Source organism: Achromobacter veterisilvae (genome assembly GCF_900496975.1).
GTDB classification, from domain to species: domain Bacteria; phylum Pseudomonadota; class Gammaproteobacteria; order Burkholderiales; family Burkholderiaceae_B; genus Achromobacter; species Achromobacter veterisilvae.
This window is the reverse complement of record NZ_UFQC01000005.1, coordinates 74,857-92,338: the sequence shown is the minus strand read 5'-3', so window position 1 is coordinate 92,338 and position 17,482 is coordinate 74,857. Positions and strand designations below refer to the sequence as shown.

The following is a 17,482-nucleotide window of genomic DNA, read 5'->3' as shown; positions in this document are numbered from 1 at the left end:
GCATGGGGCTAGACGCCCACGCCCAGATAGCGGTCCTTCACGTTCTCGTCCGCCATGAAGTCGGCGTTGCTGCCTTCGTAGACGATGGTTCCCTGTTCGATGATGAAATGGCGGTCGGCAAGCTGGGTGCAGACCTCGAGGTTCTGCTCCACCAGCAGGATGGTGACGCCCGCCCGCTTGATGGACTGGATCTGCGCCACGATCTCCTCGACGATCACGGGCGCCAGGCCCTCGACCGGCTCGTCCAGCATCAGCACGCGCGGATGGTTCATGAGCGCCCGCCCGATGGCCAGCATCTGCTGTTCGCCGCCGGACAACTGGCCGCCGCCGTTCCTGCGCCGTTCTTTCAGGCGCGGAAAGATGCGGTAGATGTCGTCCAGTTGCCACGGCGAATCGCGGCGCATGCCCAGCTTCAGGTTTTCCTCGACCGTCAGCAGCTTGAAGATGCCGCGGTGTTCGGGCACCAGGCAGATTCCCAGGGCGGCGATCTTGTGGGCCGGCAGCCCGGCGATGTCGCGGCCGCCGAAGCGCACCGCCCCGGCCTTGGGCGCGATCACGCCGGCGATGGTCTTCAAGGTGGTGGACTTGCCGGCGCCGTTGCGCCCCAGCAGCGTGACCACCGTGCCCTGCGGCAGCGTCAGCGACACGCCTTGCAGGATATGGCTCTTGCCGTAATAACTGTGGATGGCGTCGACGTGCAGGATCATGCCCGGCCTCCCGTGATCATGTTGCCCAGGTACGCGGCGCGCACCCGTTCGTCGCTGCGGATCGCGTCGGGCGGGCCTTCGACCAGCACCCGGCCCTGCTGCATCACCGTGATGGTGTCGGAGATGTCCATGACGATGTTCATGTTGTGCTCGATCAGCACCACGGTGTGGTCGTCGCGCAGGCTGCGGATCAGGCGCTTCATTTCCTCCAGGTCGTCCACCCCCATGCCGGAGGTCGGCTCGTCCAGGAAGATCGCGCGGGGCCGCGCCGCCAGGGCCATGCCCACCTCCAGGCGCCGCTGCTGGCCGTGCGACAGCGCGCCCGCGGCCACGTGGGCCAGCCGCGGCAGCCCCAGGCGCTCCAGCGCCGCGTCCACGACTTCGCGCTGCGCGCGCGCGCCCGTCGGCGGATGCCAGCAATCGAATGCGCCGGCCCGGTGCGCGCCCTGCGCCGCCAGCCGCAGGTTTTCGCGCACCGACAGGTTGGCGAACAGGCTGGTCACCTGGAAGGACCGGGCGATGCCGCGCTGCACGCGCTGGTAGTCGGCCTCCTGGGTGACGTCCTGGCCGTCGAACACGATGCTGCCCTCGCTCGCTCGCAGCGTGCCCGTCAGGATGTGGAACAGCGTGGTCTTGCCGGCGCCGTTGGGGCCGATGACGGAATGCACGGTGCGCGGCCGCACCTGCAGGTCCACCCCGTGCAGGGCCACGAATTTGCCGAAGCGCTTGACGATGCCGCGCGCCTGCATGAGCGGCGTGGAAGTGGCCTGATTCATGCGTTCGTCTCCTTGGCGGCCGGCTCCGAGCCGCCAGCGCGATGCCGCAGCGCCAGCCAGATGCGTTCTCCCAGGCCCCACAGCCCCTTCTGCATGAACAGGCTGACGGCGATCAGCAGGAAGCCCAGCAGCATCAGCCAGCGGGGCCAGAGCGTGGAAAGCCAATCGGCGAACAAGACATAGAACGCCGAGCCCAGCACCGAGGCGAACAGATTGCCGGTGCCGCCGATGACCGTCATCACCAGGATCATCTCGCTGCTGTGGTATTCGATGCTGGACAGCGGCGCAATACCGGTCATCATGGCCAGGAAGGCGCCCGCCAGCGCCGTGACGGCGCCGGAAATGGCGAATGCCGCCAGCTTGAACATCCGCACGTTGTAGCCCACCGCCGTGGCGCGCGCCTCGTTGTCGCGGATCGCGAGCAGGGTGCGGCCGAAGACGGAATTGGTCACTCGCAGCAGCAGCCAGAACACCGCCAGGAAGCAACCGGCCACGAAGCCGTAGAACCGCCACGGCGAATCCAGAGGCAGGATCTCCAGCCCGCCCACCGAGAGCGGCGGACGCGGCACGTCCAGCAGGCCGTTGTCGCCCCCGGTCAGGTCCGGCAGGCTGTAGGCCAGGAAGTAGAACATCTGCGCGAAGGCCAAGGTCAGCATCACGAAATAGGTGCCGCGCTGGCGGATCGCGAACCAGCCCACCAGCGTCGCGGCCAGCGCCCCCACCGCCATGGCCGCCAGCAGCGCCAGCGGCAGCGGAATGCCGGTGCGCGTCAGCAGAATGCCGACGGCATAGCTGCCCAGGCCGAAGAAGATGCCCTGCCCGAACGACAGCAGGCCGGTGAAGCCCAGCAGCAGGTTGCAGCCCAGCACCGCCAGGGCGTAGATCAGCACTTCCGCGGCCAGGGATCCGGACTGCATGCACAGCGGCAGCAACAGCACCACGGCCAGCGCCAGCAGCAATTGGGCGTGCGATTTCAAGCGCGTCATCATCCTCTCCCCATCAGGCCGTGGGGACGCAGCAGCAGCACCGCCGCCATCGCCACATAAATCATCAGCCGCGCGCCTTCCGGCCACAGCGTGCTCATCACGCTTTGCACCACGCCGATGAGCAGGCCGCCGACGAGCGCGCCGAAGAAGCTGCCCATGCCGCCCACCACCACGATGACGAAGGCGATGCCCAGCGCCTCCACGCCCATGAAGGGCTCCACTCCGCGGATCGGCGCGGCCAGGACCCCGGCCAGCGCCGCGGTGGCCGCGCCCAGCGCGAACACCAGGCTGAACATGCGGAACACGTTGATGCCCAGCATCGACACCATTTCGGTGGATTCGCTGCCGGCGCGCACGGCGCTGCCCAGCCGCGTGCCTTCCAGCACGTACCAGAGCAGAAGCGAGAAGACCGCGGTGAAGCCGATCACGAACAGGCGGTACTTGGGATAGATGAAGCTGCCCCACATGACCACGCCCTGCAGCGAGGCGGGCGCGGCCACGTTGTCGCCGATCGGCCCCCAGACCACGATGACCAGTTCCTGCAGCACCAGGGCCAGGCCCACGGTGATCAGGATGTGGAACTCGTGCGCCTGCGCGTAGACGTGGCGCAGCACCAGTTTTTCGGCCGCCCAGGCGCATGCGCCCACCAGCAGCGGCACGATGGCCAAGGCCAGCCAGAAGTCCAGGCCCCATTGGATGGCCTGGAAGCAGAAATAGGCGCCCAGCAGATAAAACGCCCCGTGGGCGAAGTTCACGAAGCGCAACAGACCGAAGACGATGGACAGGCCGACTGCCAGCAGGAAGTACAGCATGCCCACCCCGATCCCATTGATGACCTGGAGCAGATAGACGTTCATGGGGATGCCCGGTGGAGGAAACGAAAGGCCGCAGGACGCGCGGCCCGCGCGGGCGGCAGGCGCGCCCGCGGGGCCGGCCTCGAGGGCGGGCTAGAGCTTGCAGCCGGTTTCCGCGGGCGGCAGGAAGGACCGGCCGCTATGCACGATCTCGGCGTAGTCGTCCTTGTCCTTCATGTCCTTCTTGGCGCGCCCCTTGAGCAGGTAGTAGTTCTTCAGGACCTGGTGGTCTTCCTTGCGGATTTCCTCCGGCCCCGTCAGCCCCTGGTAGGCCATGCCTTCCATCGCGGCCACGACCTTGGCCGGATCGGCGCTGCCGGCCTTGACGATGGCGTCCAGCATGATGCGGGTGCAGATGTAGGATCCGGCCAGGCTGTAGTTCGGGTTGGCGCGGGTCTTTTCCTGGGACAGCTTCACCAGTTCCTTGTTCAGCGGCGAATCGATGCCATGCCAGTACTGGGCGCCGAAGTAGACGCCTTCGCACAGGTCGGCGCCCAGGCTTTCGAACTGTTCCAGGCCCGACGCCCAGGCCACCAGGATGGTGCAGTTCTGCTTCATGCCGAAGCTGACGGCCTGGCGCAGCGTGTCCGACGACTGCGAACCGAAGTTCAGGATCAGCAGCACGTCGGGCTTGGCGGCCATCGCATTGGTGAGATAGCCGCTGAATTCCTTCTCGGTCAGCGAGTGGTAGCTGTTGCCCACGTGCTCGATGCCCTTTTCCTTGAAGATCGCCTTGGCCGCGTTCAGCAGGCCGTCGCCGAACACGTACTGCGGCGTGATCGTGTACCAGCGCTTGGCGTTGGGCAGCGTTTCCAGCAGCGGACGGACGGTCTGCTCGATGGCGCCGAAGGTGGGCACCGACCAGCGGAACGTCGCCTTGTTGCAGTCCTTGCCGGTGATTTCGTCGGCGCCCGCGGTGGTGATGAACACGCCGCCCGCGCGCTCGACCTCCTTGCCCATGGCCAGCGCTTCCGACGACAGGATCCCGCCGGCGAAGAACTTGACGCCCTTCTGCTGCGCGACTTCCTGCACCTTGCGCACGGCCGTCGCCGGCTTGCCCTCGGTGTCCAGCACGGTATAGGCCAGCGGCCGGTCCAGCGCGCGGCCGTATTGCTCCAGCGCCAGTTTCATGCCCAGATCGGCGAACTTGCCGTTGGCGGCGAAGGGGCCCGACATGGGCACCGGACACCCGAACTGGATGGCGTCGGCTTGCGCCAGCGCGGACCGGGCGGCCCACAGCGATCCGGGCACCGCGCCAAGCGCGGCGATTTTCAGCAGGTTGCGGCGATTCAAGATGGTTCTCCCTGGCTGCCGCCGGCATTGCCGCGGCATATTGACGATGTCGAGCGCGCCCCATGCGCGTCCCCTTTCCGACTCTGTCTGCTCCAAGCTCCTGGGCGCGGCCGCCCCGAAAAGCGCGGCCTGCCCATCCCGCGACTACCATCCTATTTATCATGATAAATAGGATTATTATTATGATCAGATTGGGGGTCCGGCTCTGTCAATAGCCGCGGTATCAGGTATAACCCTGGGCCGCGGCGAGCCGTAAGCGGCGCGCCCCCGCACACCCGCAACGGAGAAACGCAATGGCGTTCGACAGTCAGGACCTACCGGCCGGCGGCATCTCCAGCCCGCCCAAGCGCAGCGATCTGGTCGCCGAAGAGATCAAGCGGCTGATCACGGCCAAGAATCTGTTGCCCGGCGACAAGCTTCCGCGCGAGAGCGAACTGCAAAGCATGTTCTCGGTCAGCAAAAGCACCATGCGCGAGGCGCTCAAGTCCCTGGAGGTGCAGGGGCTGGTGAAGGTCAGCACCGGCCCGGGCGGCGGCGCCACGGTGGTCGAGGTGCCGCTGGACCGCACCTTCCAGTTGATGCAGAATTACCTGTTCTTCAAGGAAGTGCGGATCGAGGACATCTACCAGGTGCGCAAGCTCCTGGAACCCGAGCTGGCCGCCAGCGCCGTGCCGTTCCTGACGGAGGCGCACTTCGCCGCGCTGGAACAGAACATCGCCTGCTGCGATCCGTCCGCCGAGCATGTCGAGGACCCGCTGGCGCAGCGCCAGGAGGAAATGAATTTCCACGACATCTTCGCCGCGGCCTGCCCCAACCCGTTCCTGCGGTTCAGTTGCGAAATGACCAACGAAATGATCCGGCAGCTAACGGTCTTCGACAACGAAATGCCCCTGGCCGAACAACAGCGCTTCGGCAGCGCCAACACGGGCTTTCACCGCCAGATCCTGGCGGCGGCCCGGGAACGCGACGTCGAACAGGTGCGCGCGCTGATGAGCGAACACATGCAGGACGCGATGCGCTCGGTCAAGCGCATGCACGGCAAGCTCGAGGGCCGGCTGATCCTGGATTCCGAAATGTCGCGGCGCAACGTCACGCGCAACGCGCGCCGCGGCAGCCGCAAGAAAGCCTGAAGGCGCGGCGCCCCTGCGGACGGGGCGGTGCGCCCTGCCCGCCTCAATCCAGCTTGATGGCGTTGGCCTTGATCACCGCGCTCCAGCGCTGGCGGTCTTCCTCCACATAGGCATCGACATCGGCCTGGCTGCGCGGCGCCTGGATCACCAGGCCCAGCGGCTCGAAGCGGCCGCGGAAGGCCGGATCCTTCAGCACCTTGTCCACCGCCGCCCGCAGACGCTGCGCCTCGGCCCGCGGCACGGCGCCAGGCACGGCCACGCCGAACCAGGTGGCCGCGCGGAATCCCGGAAAGCCGCTTTCCGCCACGGTCGGCACATCCGGCAGCACGGCCAGCCGCTCGCTGGTCGTGACGGCCAGGGCCTTGATCTTGCGCTCCCGCACCAGCGGCAACGAGGTACTGATCACGTCGACCATGAGCTGCGTGTCGTTGCCCATCAGCGAGGTCAGCGCGGGCGCGCTGCCGTTGTACGGGATGTGCGCCACGTCCATGCCGGTGCGCGATTTCAACAGCTCGGTCGCCAACTGCAGCGGATTGCCTATCCCCACCGAGGCATAGTTCAGCTTGCCGGGCCGCGCCTTGGCATAGCCAACGAATTCGGCCAGCGTGGCGGCGGGCACCTCGTTGTTGGCCACCACCACCAGCGGCAGCTCGGCGGCAATGCCGAGCACACGGAAATCGCGCGCCGCATCGTAGGCGATGCGCCGGTAGAGCATGGGATTGAGCACCATGCTGGCATTGCTGGCCAGCAAGAGCGTATAGCCGTCGGGCGCGGACCGCGCCACCTGCGTGGCGGCGATCATGGTGTTGGCGCCCGGCTTGTTCTCCACCACGACGGGTTGCCCGAGGTCGCGCGACAGGCCTTCGGCCAGCATCCGCGACAACTGGTCGGCCGAGCCGCCGGGGGTATAGGGCACGACCAGCTTGACGGGCTTGTCCGGAAAGGATGCCAGCGCGGCGGGCGGGCCGGCGAGCGCGAAGATTGCCACGGCCGCGATGCGGCGCAGCCTGGAGGTCAGTCTGTATGTCATTGCTTGTCTCCCGAGCTATCCAGCTCTTGTAATCGCGGCCATGCGCCGCTATCCGCTATACCTTGCGCTGGCGCCCCGCCCAGAATTCGGCGCGCAGCCTGCGCTTGGCGATCTTGCCGTTGTCGTCGCGCGGCAGCTCCGGGCGCAAGCGCAGTTCACGCGGGACCTTGTAGCGCGCGATCCGCCCGGCCAGCCATTGCGTCATTTCCGCGGGTTCGGGCGACGCGCCCGCCGCGGGCTGCACCAGCGCCATCAGGCGCTCTCCGTACTCGTCGTCCGGAACGCCGAACACCGCGCAATCCGCCACGCCGGGATACTGCATGAGCTGGTGCTCGACCTCGGCCGGATAAATGTTCACGCCGCCCGAGATCACCAGGTCCGATTCACGGTCGCACACGTACAGATAACCGTCCGCGTCCAGGTAGCCCAGGTCGCCCAGACCGATAAGGCCGTCCTTCTCCACCTCGGCGCGGGCCTCCGGGTTGTTGCGATAGGTGAAATCCGCGTAGGCCGGCTGGCGCACGTGGATCCGCCCGACCTGGCCCGCCGCGCAGGGCGTCCCGTCTTCGCCATAGATCCTTACCTGCGCGCCGCCGATGGGGCGGCCGGCGCTGCCGGGGCGGGCAAGCGCCTCATGCGAATCGATGACCGTGACCATGCCGGCCTCGCTGGAGGCGTAGGTTTCATGCACCACGGGACCCAGCCATTCGATCATGGCGCGCTTGATCTCGGGCGCGCAAGGCGCGCCGGTCGACGCGACAAAGCGCAACGACGACAGATCGTGCGCGGCGCGCGTGGCGCCATCCAGCTTCAGCATGCGCACGTACATGATGGGCACCAGGTAGACCGTATCGATGCGATGCGCTTCGATCAGGCGCAGGACTTCGACGGGATCGAACCTGTCGGTCAGGACGAAGGTTTCGCAGACCCGCAAGGCCACCTGCGCAAACACGCTGGGCGCGCTGTGGTAGATCGGCGCGGGCAGCAGCGCGCGGCATCCCGGGCGCAGGCCGTAGGCCGCTTCCACGACGGCCTCGACCTGCTCCAGATGGCGCGCCAGATGCTCCAGCGGGAATGGCGCGCGCACCACGCCCTTGGGCCGGCCCGTCGTGCCGGAGGTATAGGCCATGTGGCCGCGCGGCGCCACGCGCGGCCCGTCGTAGGGGGGCTGGCGGTCGCGCCAGGCGTCGTAGTCCTCGGCCCCGGACTGCGACGCGCCGGGACCGGCCAGCAGCACGGGCAGTCCGGCGGGCAATGCGTCGCGCAGCGGCAGCCACAGATCGGCGCTGGCGATCAGCAGCCGGGCGCCGCTATCCTCAACCAGGAACGCCACTTCCGCCGCGGTGAAGTGCCAGTTGATCGGACAGTAGTAGCAGCCCAGCCGTTTGCACGCCTGGATGATTTCAAGATAGGGCAAGCCGTTGCGCAGCAGGACGGCGATCACGTCGCCTTCCCGCAAGCCGCGAGCCGCCAGGCCGGCGGCGACCTGCTCGCCGCGCGCGGCCAGCGCCGCGCCCGACAGGCTCTGGCCGCCCGCATGGATGCCGCTGCCGGTCATGCGCCCCCCGTGCTGCGCTGCGCCTTGTCCTGCGCCGTGCGCGCTTCGATCGCCTGGCGCGCGGCGGCCCAGTCTGCATCGCTCCATTCGGCGTACTGCTTGAAGTAGGCGCCGTTGGCCAGATAATCGCCGCCATCCAGCGCAATGGTCTGGCCGTTGATCCAGTCGTAGCCCGGACTCAGCAGGAAGGCCGCCAGCTCGCCGATGTCGTGTCCGGTGCCCAGGCGCCGCATGGGGTTCTGCCGGGCCTGGGCATCGGCGCTCGTGTCCTTGGGCCGCAGCCGCGCGCTGGCCCCTTCGGTCGGAATCACGCCTGGCGCGAGGGCATTCAGGCGGATGCCGTGGCGGCCCCATTCGATGGCCAGCGATTTGGTCATGGCGTCTATGCCGGCCTTGGACATGGCCGACGGAACCACGAAGGGCGAACCGGTCCAGACCCAGGTCACCACAATGGACAGCACCGCGCCGCCGCGGCCTTCCGCGATCCAGCGCTTGCCCACGGCCTGGGTGGTATAGAAGGTGCCGCGAAACACGGTGTCGGCGATGGCATTGAAGCCGCGCGGCGACAGTTTCTCCGTGGGGCTGATGAAGTTGCCCGCGGCATTGTTGATCAAGCCCGTCAACGCCCCATGCTCTGTCCAGATGGCCTGCACCGCGGCGTCCACGGCCTCGGCGTCGCGGATATCCACCGCCTGCACCTGGACCTCGGCGCCGTGGCGTTCGCGCAAGCCCGCGGCGGCCTCCTCCAGCACGGCCGCGCGGCGCCCCCACAGATGCAGCGACGCGCCCAGGGACGCCAGCCGTTCCGCCATGGCGTGACCCAGGCCGGTGCCGCCGCCGGTGACGAGGATGCGTTGGCCGCGGAACAGGTCGGCGCGGAACATGGTTTGAGGGGGGCTTCCGGTGGGCGGGGTCTGCGGCATGGCCAGGTCTCCTGTTGGTTGAAGACCAGAATATCAACCCGCGCCATACCGCGACAATCCCGCACTTTGCGTAAACTATGTTTCCTCACAGTCAACAATCAGACTGCGCATGCCCGCCCTGCCCGCGCTGGACCTCAACCTGATACAACTGTTCGTCACCATCGTCGACGCCGGCACCTTGAGCGAGGCGGCGGTGCGCCACGGCGTCACGCGCTCGCACGTGAGCCGCAACCTGCAGAAACTCGAACGCGCCTTCGGCGCCCAGCTCATCCGGCGCAGCACGCGCCGGCTGGAACTAACGCAACAGGGCTCGGTGCTGTATGAACACGGCACGCGCATGGCGCGCGAAGTCGAGTCCGCCCGCCACGCCCTGCAGAAGCTCGGCTCCGAGCCCACGGGCCACGTTCGGCTGAGCATTCCCACCGGGCTGGGAGAGCTGGACCCCTTGCGACCGCTGCTGGTGAGCTTCGCCCTGCGGCATCCCTCTCTGACCTTGCGCGTGCTGTTTTCCAACCGGGTAAGCGACCTGATCTCGTCGGAAATAGATGTGGCGCTGCGGGTAATGAGCACGCCGCCGCAGGACTATGTGGCGCGCGCGCTCGGCGAGGTGAAATGGGTGCTTTGCGCGGCGCCCGCCTATCTGGCGCAGTTCGGCCCGCCGGCCCATCCGCGCGACCTTGCCCGCCTGCAGTTCCTGGGCCCGCCAGACCCCAGGCCCCAGGTCACGCTGCGCCTGCGCCGCAAAGATCAGTTGCACGAGGCCAAGCTCGCGCCGCGGCTGCAATCGGAGTATTTCCCGTTTCTGGCGCAGGCCACCCGCGCCGGCGCGGGCGTGGCGCTGCTGCCGGCCTATGTGGTGCATGAAGACATCGCGGCCGGACGGCTGACGCCGGTGCTGCCCGCCTATCAGGCCCTGGGACCGGGCGACAAGCTCTTCATCCTGACCACGCCCAACCCCTATCCATCGACCGCCCAGCGCGCGGTGGTCGATTTCCTGCGCACTGAAGTGACCGCGCTGCTGGGCGACTTTCTTGCGTAGGAATCCTCGCGCGGCCGCAACACCGGCGTAGGACTTTCTTGATAAAAGAGGCTTGCGAGTCGCGCGTGCCTCGGCCAGAGTATCGGGTGAGGCAGAAGGCCGCCCGCCACATCACCGGACGGGAACTTTGACGGCCCATCCAAGTCTTATATAAGATATAAGACATACGGCCGCGCAGGCGCCAGTCTCACATAGAATGACAAATGCGCAAAAACGCCAGAAAATGCCGGCTTCAGCCGGGCAAAAACCACGGAGTCCATCATGCCGCACAACACCCTAGACACCCTCAAGAATTTCAAGATCGGCAATAAATCCTGTCAGTACTATTCGCTGCCGGCGCTGGGCAAGTCCCTCGGCATCGACGTGCAGCGGCTCCCGGTCTCGATCCGGATCGTCCTGGAATCGGTGTTGCGCAACTGCGATGGCAAGAAAGTCACCGAAGAACACATCAGGCAACTCGCCAACTGGCAGGCCAACGCCCGCCGCGAAGACGAGATCCCCTTCGTCGTGGCCCGGGTGGTGCTGCAGGACTTCACCGGCGTGCCGCTGCTGGCCGACATCGCCGCCATGCGCTCGGTGGCCGACAAGATGGGCAAGAGCCCCAAGAGCATCGAGCCCCTGGTGCCAGTGGACCTGGTGGTGGACCACTCGGTCATGATCGACTACTTCGGCACCAAGAATGCGCTGGACCTGAACATGAAGCTGGAATTCAAGCGCAACCAGGAGCGCTACCAGTTCATGAAGTGGGGCATGCAGGCGTTCGACACCTTCGGCGTCGTGCCTCCGGGCTTCGGCATCGTCCACCAGGTGAACCTGGAATACCTGGCGCGCGGCGTGCACCTGGACAAGAAGAACAACGTCTACTACCCCGACTCGCTGGTGGGCACCGACAGCCACACCACCATGATCAACGGCATCGGCGTGGTGGGCTGGGGCGTGGGCGGCATCGAGGCGGAAGCCGGCATGCTGGGCCAGCCCGTCTACTTCCTGACCCCCGACGTGGTCGGCGTGGAGCTCAAGGGCAAGCTGCGCGGCGGCGTCACCGCCACCGACCTGGTGCTGACCATCACCGAAATGCTGCGCCGTGAAAAAGTGGTGGGCAAGTTCGTCGAGTTCTGTGGCGAAGGCACGGCCAGCCTGTCCGTGGCCGAACGCGCCACCATCGGCAACATGGCGCCCGAGTACGGCGCCACCATGGGTTTCTTCCCCGTCGACGAGCGCACCATCGACTACTTCCGCGGCACCGGCCGCACCGAAGACGAAATCGCCGCGTTCGAGGCCTATTTCAAGGCCCAGAAGATGTTCGGCGTGCCCGCCGCCGGGGACATCAACTTCACCAAGCTGCTGACGCTGGACCTGTCCACCGTCGCGCCGTCGCTGGCCGGCCCCAAGCGTCCGCAGGACCGCATCGAGATCGGCAACGTCAAGAACACCTTCATCGACCTGTACTCCAAGCCCGTCGCCGAAAACGGCTTCAACCAGCCCGCCGAAAAGCTGGGCCGCGCCTTCACCACCAGCGCCGGCACCCAGGTCAAGAACGGCGACATCCTGATCGCGGCCATCACGTCCTGCACCAACACGTCCAACCCCAGCGTGCTGCTGGCGGCCGGCCTGCTGGCCAAGAAGGCCGTGGAAGCGGGCCTGACGGTGCCCAAGCACATCAAGACCTCGCTGGCCCCCGGATCCCGCGTGGTCACCGAATACCTGACCAAGACGGGCCTCCTGCCCTACCTGGAAAAGCTCGGCTTCGACGTCGCCGCCTACGGCTGCACGACCTGCATCGGCAACGCCGGCGACCTGACCCCGGACCTGAACGAAGCCATCATCGGCAACGACCTGATCTGCTCGGCCGTGCTCTCGGGCAACCGCAACTTCGAGGCCCGCATCCACCCGAACATCAAGGCCAACTTCCTGGCCTCGCCGCCGCTGGTCGTGGCCTACGCCCTGGCCGGCACCGTCATGCGCGACCTGATGACCGAACCCGTGGGCCGCGGCAAGAAGGGCGACGTGTGGCTGGGCGACATCTGGCCGACCACCGAGGAAGTCGAAGCCCTGCTGAAGTACGCGCTGGACCCGAAGGCGTTCGAGGCCAACTACGGCCAGGTCAAGACCAACCCGGGCAAGCTCTGGGAGAACATCAAGGGCGTCAAGGGCGACACCTACAACTGGCCCGACTCCACCTACATCGCCGAACCGCCCTTCTTCGAGGGCTTCGGCATGACGCCGGGCGCGATCCCGACCGTCAAGGGCGCCCGCGCGCTGGGCGTGTTCGGCGATTCGGTCACCACCGACCACATCTCGCCGGCCGGCTCCATCAAGGAAACCTCGCCCGCGGGCAAGTGGCTGAAAGAGAACGGCGTCATGAAGGCCGACTTCAACAGCTACGGTTCGCGCCGCGGCAACCACGAAATCATGATGCGCGGCACCTTCGCCAACGTGCGCATCAAGAACCTCATGATCCCGGCACTGCCCGACGGCAGCCGCTTCGAAGGCGGCGACACCCTGTTCCAGCCCACCGGCGAACAGATGTCCATCTATGACGCGGCCATGCAGTACGTCGCGGCCGATACGCCCACCGTGGTGTTCGGCGGCGAAGAATACGGCACCGGCTCGTCGCGCGACTGGGCGGCCAAGGGCACCCAGTTGCTGGGCGTGAAGGCCGTGATCACCCGCAGCTTCGAACGCATCCACCGCAGCAACCTGGTGGGCATGGGCGTGCTGCCGCTGCAGTTCAAGGGCGCCGACAGCGTGCAGTCGCTGGGCATCACCGGCGAAGAAACGTACGACATCTCGGGCCTGGAAAACGGCATCAAGCCGATGCAGGACGTCACCCTGACGATCACCCGCAAGGACGGTTCCAAACAGGACGTGACGGTGCTGCTGCGCATCGACACCCCGATCGAAGTCGACTACTACCAGCACGGCGGCATCCTGCCCTTCGTGCTGCGCCAACTGCTCGCGGCCTGATCGCAGTTCAGGAAGGCCAGGGCCTGAGTCCGGTACCGTACCGGGCTCAGGCCTCTTATCTTATTGAGCCGCTACCTGGGTCAGCTTCGTGCCGCGGAAGGTGTAGTCACAGCGTCAAAAATTGAAAATGATTATCAAAATCATTATAATTGCAACCTTCCTGCGTTTGCGTTGTCCTCCATGTCCGCCAGGCTGAAAAAAGATTGGCTTGCCCATTACCGCGATCTGTTCGGCATTTTGCGGCGCAAAGACCTGGGACGGGAAGACAGCGAGGATGCCCTGCACGATACCGTACAGGGCATGCTGGAAAACGGCGTCGGCGCCATCCAGGACCCGCGCGCCTATCTGGCGCGAGGAATATCCAACCGCCTGATCAGCCGGCATCGCCATGCCAGGGCGCTGGAAATGCTGCCGCTCGACGAACTGGGAGAAGCCTCGCATTCGGTCGCGCCGGGCGCGGAGACCCACGTACGATGCCGGCAACTGGCCGATGCCCTGGCATCCGCACTGGAAGAACTGCCGCTCAAATGCCGGCAGATTTATGTCCGGCATCGGCTCGAAGGCCAGACTCACAGCGAAATCGCGCAGGAAATGGGCCTGTCCCGCAGCATGGTGGAAAAGTACATGACCCGCGCCCTGCGCCACCTCGAAGAGCGCCTGGACATCCATGCGCCCTATTGACGATCCCGGCCACCGCGCGGGGCGGCCCCCCGACGCGCTAGAGCATCCTCGCGACGCCGCCCAATGGTTTGCCCGGATGCATTCCGGCGAGGTGACCGAAGAAGAGCGGCGGGCTTTCGCCGCCTGGCGCGCCGCCGACCCGGAGCACGATCGGCGCTACGGCAAACTGGCCCGGCTGTGGGACGCCGCCTCGTCCGTTCCCGAATCGCGCCTGCGCGCCATGGCGGCGGATCCTGCCGCGCCGCCGAAGTCGCTGTCTTCGCGCCGGCGCTTCGGGCTGGGACTGGCGGCGGTTTGTACGCTGGCCGTGACGGCGGGCGCGCTTCGCCAGGCCGGCTGGCTGGAAGCATCGCCGCAATATGCCGCCGAACTGGAAACGCGCAAGGGCGAGCGCCGCCGCGTTCCGTTGCCGGACGGTTCGACGCTCGACCTGAATTCCGATACCCGTGTGACCTTGCGCTTGTGCGACGACCAGCGTTTGCTCGTTCTGCATTGCGGCGAGGTATTCCTGGACGTGGCGCCGGACGCGAGCCGCCCCTTCGTGGTGGACGCGGGCGTGGGGCAGGCCGCCGCCACAGGCACGCGCTTCGACGTGTGGCGCGACGCCGACGCAATGCGGGTCACGGTGGAGTCCGGATCCGTGCAGGTGGCGTCCGGCCGCTGGTGGCGCCGCAGCGTCCGGGAGCTTGCCGCGAATCAGCAGATCGTCGCCCGCGCCGGACAGATGCCGGAGCGTATCCAGCGCGTCAATGCCGCCGAGGTGGCCGCCTGGCAGCGCGGCAAGGTGGTGTTCAACAACGTGCCATTGGCCAGCGTCGTGCACGAAATGAACCGCTATCTGGCCTACCCCGCCCGGCTGGCCGGAACGGAAACGGGAAAGTACCGCGTGTCCGGGGTTTTCAGCGTGGACGACCCCGACGCCATGATCGACGCCTTGCCTTCCATTGCGCCCGTGCACGTGCGGCGGCTGCCGGACGGCGGCGTGGTGATTGCGGCGGCGGCCGAAAATCTGTGACAAAAAGTAAAAGTTCCTTATAGGAATGATTTTTATTCTGGTGCCAGAGGGGGTTATGCGTCTGTAAGGGTGTAGGAGCACGCGTCCGCGTGCGCCGGCTTTTCACAGGAAAACCCCGAACCATGAGCCACACCCTTGTTCGCCGGCCGCAACGCCGGCCCATATCGGCCGGCGGCATGACCGCCCTGGCCCTGTCCCTCGCGCTGGCGTTCAGCCTGGCGCCTCAGCAGGTCAGGGCGCAGGATGCAGCCGTCAACGTCAGCATCGCCGCCCAGCCGCTGGGCGACGCATTGCTGAAACTGGGCCAGCAGACGTCGCTGCAAGTCTTCTTTTCACCCGATCTGGTGGCGGGGCTGGCCGCCCGCCCCGTGTCCGGCCGGCTCGCCCCCGAGGAAGCGCTGCGGCAATTGCTGACCGGAACGGACATCCAGTACACGCGCAGCGGCAATAACGTCAGATTGTCCCGCCCGGTGGCGGAAGCGACGACGCTCGAGCCGGTGACCGTGAGCGCGGGCATTCTCGGCACGCTGGCCGAGCCCTACGCGGGCGGGCAGGTCGCCACCGGGGGCAGCCTGGGCCTGCTGGGGTCGACCGACGTGATGGACACGCCGTTCTCCACCGTCAACTACACGTCCGACCTGCTGTACAACGAACAGGCGCGCACCCTGGCCGACGTGGTGGTAAACGACGCTTCCGTGCGCATGACCACGTCGACGGGTGGATTCAGCGACGACTTCCAGATCCGAGGCTTCGCGGTCAACAGCGGCGACGTGAGCGTGAACGGCTTGTACGGCCTGGTGTCGTCCAGCCGCGTGCCGGTGCAGATCATGGAGCGCGTGGAAGTGCTCAAAGGCCCCGGCACGCTGATGCGCGGCATTCCGCCGGAAGGCAGCGTGGGCGGCGCGATCAACATCGTGACCAAGCGCGCCGAGGACGAACCGCTGACCCGCGTGACCGCCAGCTACATGAGCGAATCCAACTTCACGGGGCAGATAGACATGGGCCGCCGCTTCGGCGAAAACAACGCCTGGGGGGTGCGCTTCAACGGCGCCAAGCGCGGCGGCGAGGCAACCGTGAGCGGCGGCGACCAGCAACTCGACATGGGCGCGCTGGGGCTGGATTACCGCGGCGAACGCCTGCGCTGGTCGCTGGACGCGATTTACCAGGAATACGACACCGACAGCTTCCGCGGCCAGATGGGTTTCCTGGACGCCGACATTCCCAAGGCGCCCAAGGGCGATACCAACCTGTTCCCCGGCGCCAAGCTGACGCAGCGCGACCAGACCATCATGTCGCGCCTGGAATACGACTTCACCGACCACATTACGGCCCACATCGGCGCGGGCTATCGGGATGGCAAGAACCGCCAGCTACTGCCGTGGACGGCCGGCGCGGACGCCAACGGCGATTTCACCATCTATAACTATTACTACGACTCTTACTCCAAGACCTTCAGTGGCGACACCGGCCTGACCGCGACGTTCCAGACCGGCCCCGTCGGCCACCGCGTGGCGTTCGGCGTCACCCGCATGGCGCAGGAAAATGGCAACTCCTTCACCACCGGCGGCATGGGCAATTCGAATATCTACGACCCCGCCCCGCTGCCGGCGCTGCCGGCCGAGCGGCTCAAGCCGGCCAAGACGGACGACACGACGCTGACCAGCTACGCGCTGGCCGACACGCTGTCTTTCATGCAGGACCGCGTGTTGTTGACGCTGGGCGCGCGCCACCAGACCGTAAACGTGGATAGCGTGTCCAGCGAGGATTATCGTTCCAGCGCCGTGTCGCCGGTGGTGGGCCTGGTGGTCAAGCCGCTGCGCAACGTGTCCGTGTACGCGAACTTCACCAAGGGCCTGACGAGCGGCGGCACCGTGCCGCTGGGCTATGGCTACGGGAACGAAGGCGACACGTTGAAGCCCTACAAATCCAAGTCAGCGGAGGCCGGCGTCAAGGTCGACTGGGGCAGCATCACCACTACCGCGGCGCTATTCCAGATCGAGCGGCCGTCCGCCTACGCCAATGACGACAACCTCTACGGCTATTTCGGCGAACAGCGCAACCGCGGCCTGGAGCTGAACGCCTTTGGCGAAATCGTCCCGAGCCTGCGCGTGCTGGCCAGCGCCACCTTCATCAACAGCGAACTCACCAAGACGCAGGACGGCGTGAACCAGGGCAATCGCGCGCAGGGCGTGCCCAGCCGCGCGTTCAGCCTGGGCCTGGACTGGGACGTGCCCGGCGTGCAGGGCCTGGCCGTCAATGGCCGCGCCATTTACACTTCGGCCGTTTACCTGGACAACGCCCACGAGAAGCGCCTGCCGGGCGTCACCCGCTTCGACCTCGGCGCGCGCTATCGCACCGAGATCGCCGGCAAGGAAGTCGTATTGCGCGCCAACGTCGAGAACGTGGCCGACAAGCGCTATTGGCTGGCGGCGGGCCAGAACGGTTCCAACGGCTACGCTTCGTACGCGGCCGGCCGGACCTACATGCTGTCCGCCTCGGTGAACTTCTGATCGCGGCGGCCCG

14 protein-coding genes are annotated in these 17,482 nt (G+C 66.7%); 6 read left to right on the top strand and 8 right to left on the bottom strand.

What is annotated here, in order from left to right; translation table 11 throughout:
* Window positions 1-8 precede the first annotated feature (8 nt).
* The 5 genes from AVE30378_RS05950 to AVE30378_RS05930 form a co-directional block, all read right to left on the bottom strand.
* Window positions 9-707, bottom strand: coding sequence for an ABC transporter ATP-binding protein (locus tag AVE30378_RS05950; protein WP_129239846.1), 699 nt, complete (start codon window positions 705-707; stop codon window positions 9-11).
* Entirely contained in the window at window positions 704-1,483 is a 780-nt protein-coding gene (locus AVE30378_RS05945; RefSeq protein ID WP_129239845.1) for an ABC transporter ATP-binding protein, read from the bottom strand. The genes AVE30378_RS05950 and AVE30378_RS05945 overlap by 4 nt, the downstream gene beginning before the upstream one ends.
* Window positions 1,480-2,469, bottom strand: a complete 990-nt coding sequence (locus tag AVE30378_RS05940) for a branched-chain amino acid ABC transporter permease (protein WP_129239844.1) — start codon at window positions 2,467-2,469, stop codon at window positions 1,480-1,482. Before AVE30378_RS05940 ends, AVE30378_RS05945 begins: the two co-directional genes overlap by 4 nt.
* Window positions 2,469-3,326, bottom strand: a complete 858-nt coding sequence (locus AVE30378_RS05935; RefSeq protein WP_129239843.1) for a branched-chain amino acid ABC transporter permease — start codon at window positions 3,324-3,326, stop codon at window positions 2,469-2,471. The genes AVE30378_RS05940 and AVE30378_RS05935 overlap by 1 nt, the downstream gene beginning before the upstream one ends.
* A 90-nt stretch (window positions 3,327-3,416) precedes the next feature.
* Window positions 3,417-4,616 (bottom strand): ABC transporter substrate-binding protein, encoded by a 1,200-nt coding sequence (locus AVE30378_RS05930; protein ID WP_129239842.1) that lies wholly within the window; start codon window positions 4,614-4,616, stop codon window positions 3,417-3,419.
* Window positions 4,617-4,909: 293 nt separating this feature from the next.
* Between AVE30378_RS05930 and AVE30378_RS05925 the strand changes: the two genes are divergently transcribed.
* Window positions 4,910-5,746: a FadR/GntR family transcriptional regulator gene (locus tag AVE30378_RS05925; RefSeq protein WP_129239841.1), complete on the top strand. Its 837-nt coding sequence runs from the start codon at window positions 4,910-4,912 to the stop codon at window positions 5,744-5,746.
* A gap of 43 nt (window positions 5,747-5,789) precedes the next feature.
* Here the strand turns inward: AVE30378_RS05925 and AVE30378_RS05920 are convergent, their stop codons facing one another.
* Genes AVE30378_RS05920 through AVE30378_RS05910 form a run of 3 tightly spaced genes read right to left on the bottom strand, consistent with a single transcriptional unit; the run spans window position 5,790 to window position 9,218 of the window.
* Entirely contained in the window at window positions 5,790-6,776 is a 987-nt protein-coding gene (locus AVE30378_RS05920) for a Bug family tripartite tricarboxylate transporter substrate binding protein (RefSeq protein WP_129239840.1), read from the bottom strand.
* Between the two features lie 55 nt (window positions 6,777-6,831).
* The gene (locus AVE30378_RS05915; protein WP_129239839.1) at window positions 6,832-8,334 is read right to left on the bottom strand and encodes an AMP-binding protein; all 1,503 of its coding nucleotides are present in this window, start codon (window positions 8,332-8,334) and stop codon (window positions 6,832-6,834) included.
* Window positions 8,331-9,218 carry an SDR family oxidoreductase gene (locus tag AVE30378_RS05910; RefSeq protein WP_129239987.1) on the bottom strand — a complete coding sequence of 296 codons (888 nt, stop codon included), beginning with the start codon at window positions 9,216-9,218 and terminating at the stop codon, window positions 8,331-8,333. The genes AVE30378_RS05915 and AVE30378_RS05910 overlap by 4 nt, the downstream gene beginning before the upstream one ends.
* Before the next feature lie 148 nt (window positions 9,219-9,366).
* Here AVE30378_RS05910 and AVE30378_RS05905 point away from each other — a divergent pair, with 148 nt between their 5' ends.
* The 5 genes from AVE30378_RS05905 (at window position 9,367) to AVE30378_RS05885 (ending at window position 17,469) form a co-directional block, all read left to right on the top strand.
* Complete coding sequence (locus AVE30378_RS05905) at window positions 9,367-10,296, top strand: LysR family transcriptional regulator (RefSeq protein ID WP_129239838.1); 930 nt, start codon at window positions 9,367-9,369, stop codon at window positions 10,294-10,296.
* A gap of 261 nt (window positions 10,297-10,557) precedes the next feature.
* Window positions 10,558-13,263 (top strand): aconitate hydratase AcnA, encoded by a 2,706-nt coding sequence (gene acnA, locus AVE30378_RS05900; RefSeq protein ID WP_129239837.1) that lies wholly within the window; start codon window positions 10,558-10,560, stop codon window positions 13,261-13,263.
* Between the two features lie 63 nt (window positions 13,264-13,326).
* Window positions 13,327-13,944 (top strand): sigma-70 family RNA polymerase sigma factor, encoded by a 618-nt coding sequence (locus AVE30378_RS05895; protein ID WP_244234977.1) that lies wholly within the window; start codon window positions 13,327-13,329, stop codon window positions 13,942-13,944.
* Complete coding sequence (locus tag AVE30378_RS05890) at window positions 13,931-14,959, top strand: FecR family protein (RefSeq protein ID WP_129239836.1); 1,029 nt, start codon at window positions 13,931-13,933, stop codon at window positions 14,957-14,959. Before AVE30378_RS05895 ends, AVE30378_RS05890 begins: the two co-directional genes overlap by 14 nt.
* Before the next feature lie 122 nt (window positions 14,960-15,081).
* Entirely contained in the window at window positions 15,082-17,469 is a 2,388-nt protein-coding gene (locus AVE30378_RS05885) for a TonB-dependent receptor (RefSeq protein ID WP_244234976.1), read from the top strand.
* Window positions 17,470-17,482: the final 13 nt, after the last annotated feature.

Coding starts and splice junctions, on each gene's coding strand:
- AVE30378_RS05890 (WP_129239836.1), top strand. CDS start 13,931: ATGCGCCCTATTGACGATCCCGGCCACCGCGCGGGGCGGCCCCCCGAC.
- acnA (WP_129239837.1), top strand. CDS start 10,558: ATGCCGCACAACACCCTAGACACCCTCAAGAATTTCAAGATCGGCAAT.
- AVE30378_RS05950 (WP_129239846.1), bottom strand. CDS start 707: ATGATCCTGCACGTCGACGCCATCCACAGTTATTACGGCAAGAGCCAT.
- AVE30378_RS05945 (WP_129239845.1), bottom strand. CDS start 1,483: ATGAATCAGGCCACTTCCACGCCGCTCATGCAGGCGCGCGGCATCGTC.
- AVE30378_RS05920 (WP_129239840.1), bottom strand. CDS start 6,776: ATGACATACAGACTGACCTCCAGGCTGCGCCGCATCGCGGCCGTGGCA.
- AVE30378_RS05915 (WP_129239839.1), bottom strand. CDS start 8,334: ATGACCGGCAGCGGCATCCATGCGGGCGGCCAGAGCCTGTCGGGCGCG.
- AVE30378_RS05925 (WP_129239841.1), top strand. CDS start 4,910: ATGGCGTTCGACAGTCAGGACCTACCGGCCGGCGGCATCTCCAGCCCG.
- AVE30378_RS05910 (WP_129239987.1), bottom strand. CDS start 9,218: ATGTTCCGCGCCGACCTGTTCCGCGGCCAACGCATCCTCGTCACCGGC.
- AVE30378_RS05940 (WP_129239844.1), bottom strand. CDS start 2,469: ATGACGCGCTTGAAATCGCACGCCCAATTGCTGCTGGCGCTGGCCGTG.
- AVE30378_RS05905 (WP_129239838.1), top strand. CDS start 9,367: ATGCCCGCCCTGCCCGCGCTGGACCTCAACCTGATACAACTGTTCGTC.
- AVE30378_RS05885 (WP_244234976.1), top strand. CDS start 15,082: ATGAGCCACACCCTTGTTCGCCGGCCGCAACGCCGGCCCATATCGGCC.
- AVE30378_RS05935 (WP_129239843.1), bottom strand. CDS start 3,326: ATGAACGTCTATCTGCTCCAGGTCATCAATGGGATCGGGGTGGGCATG.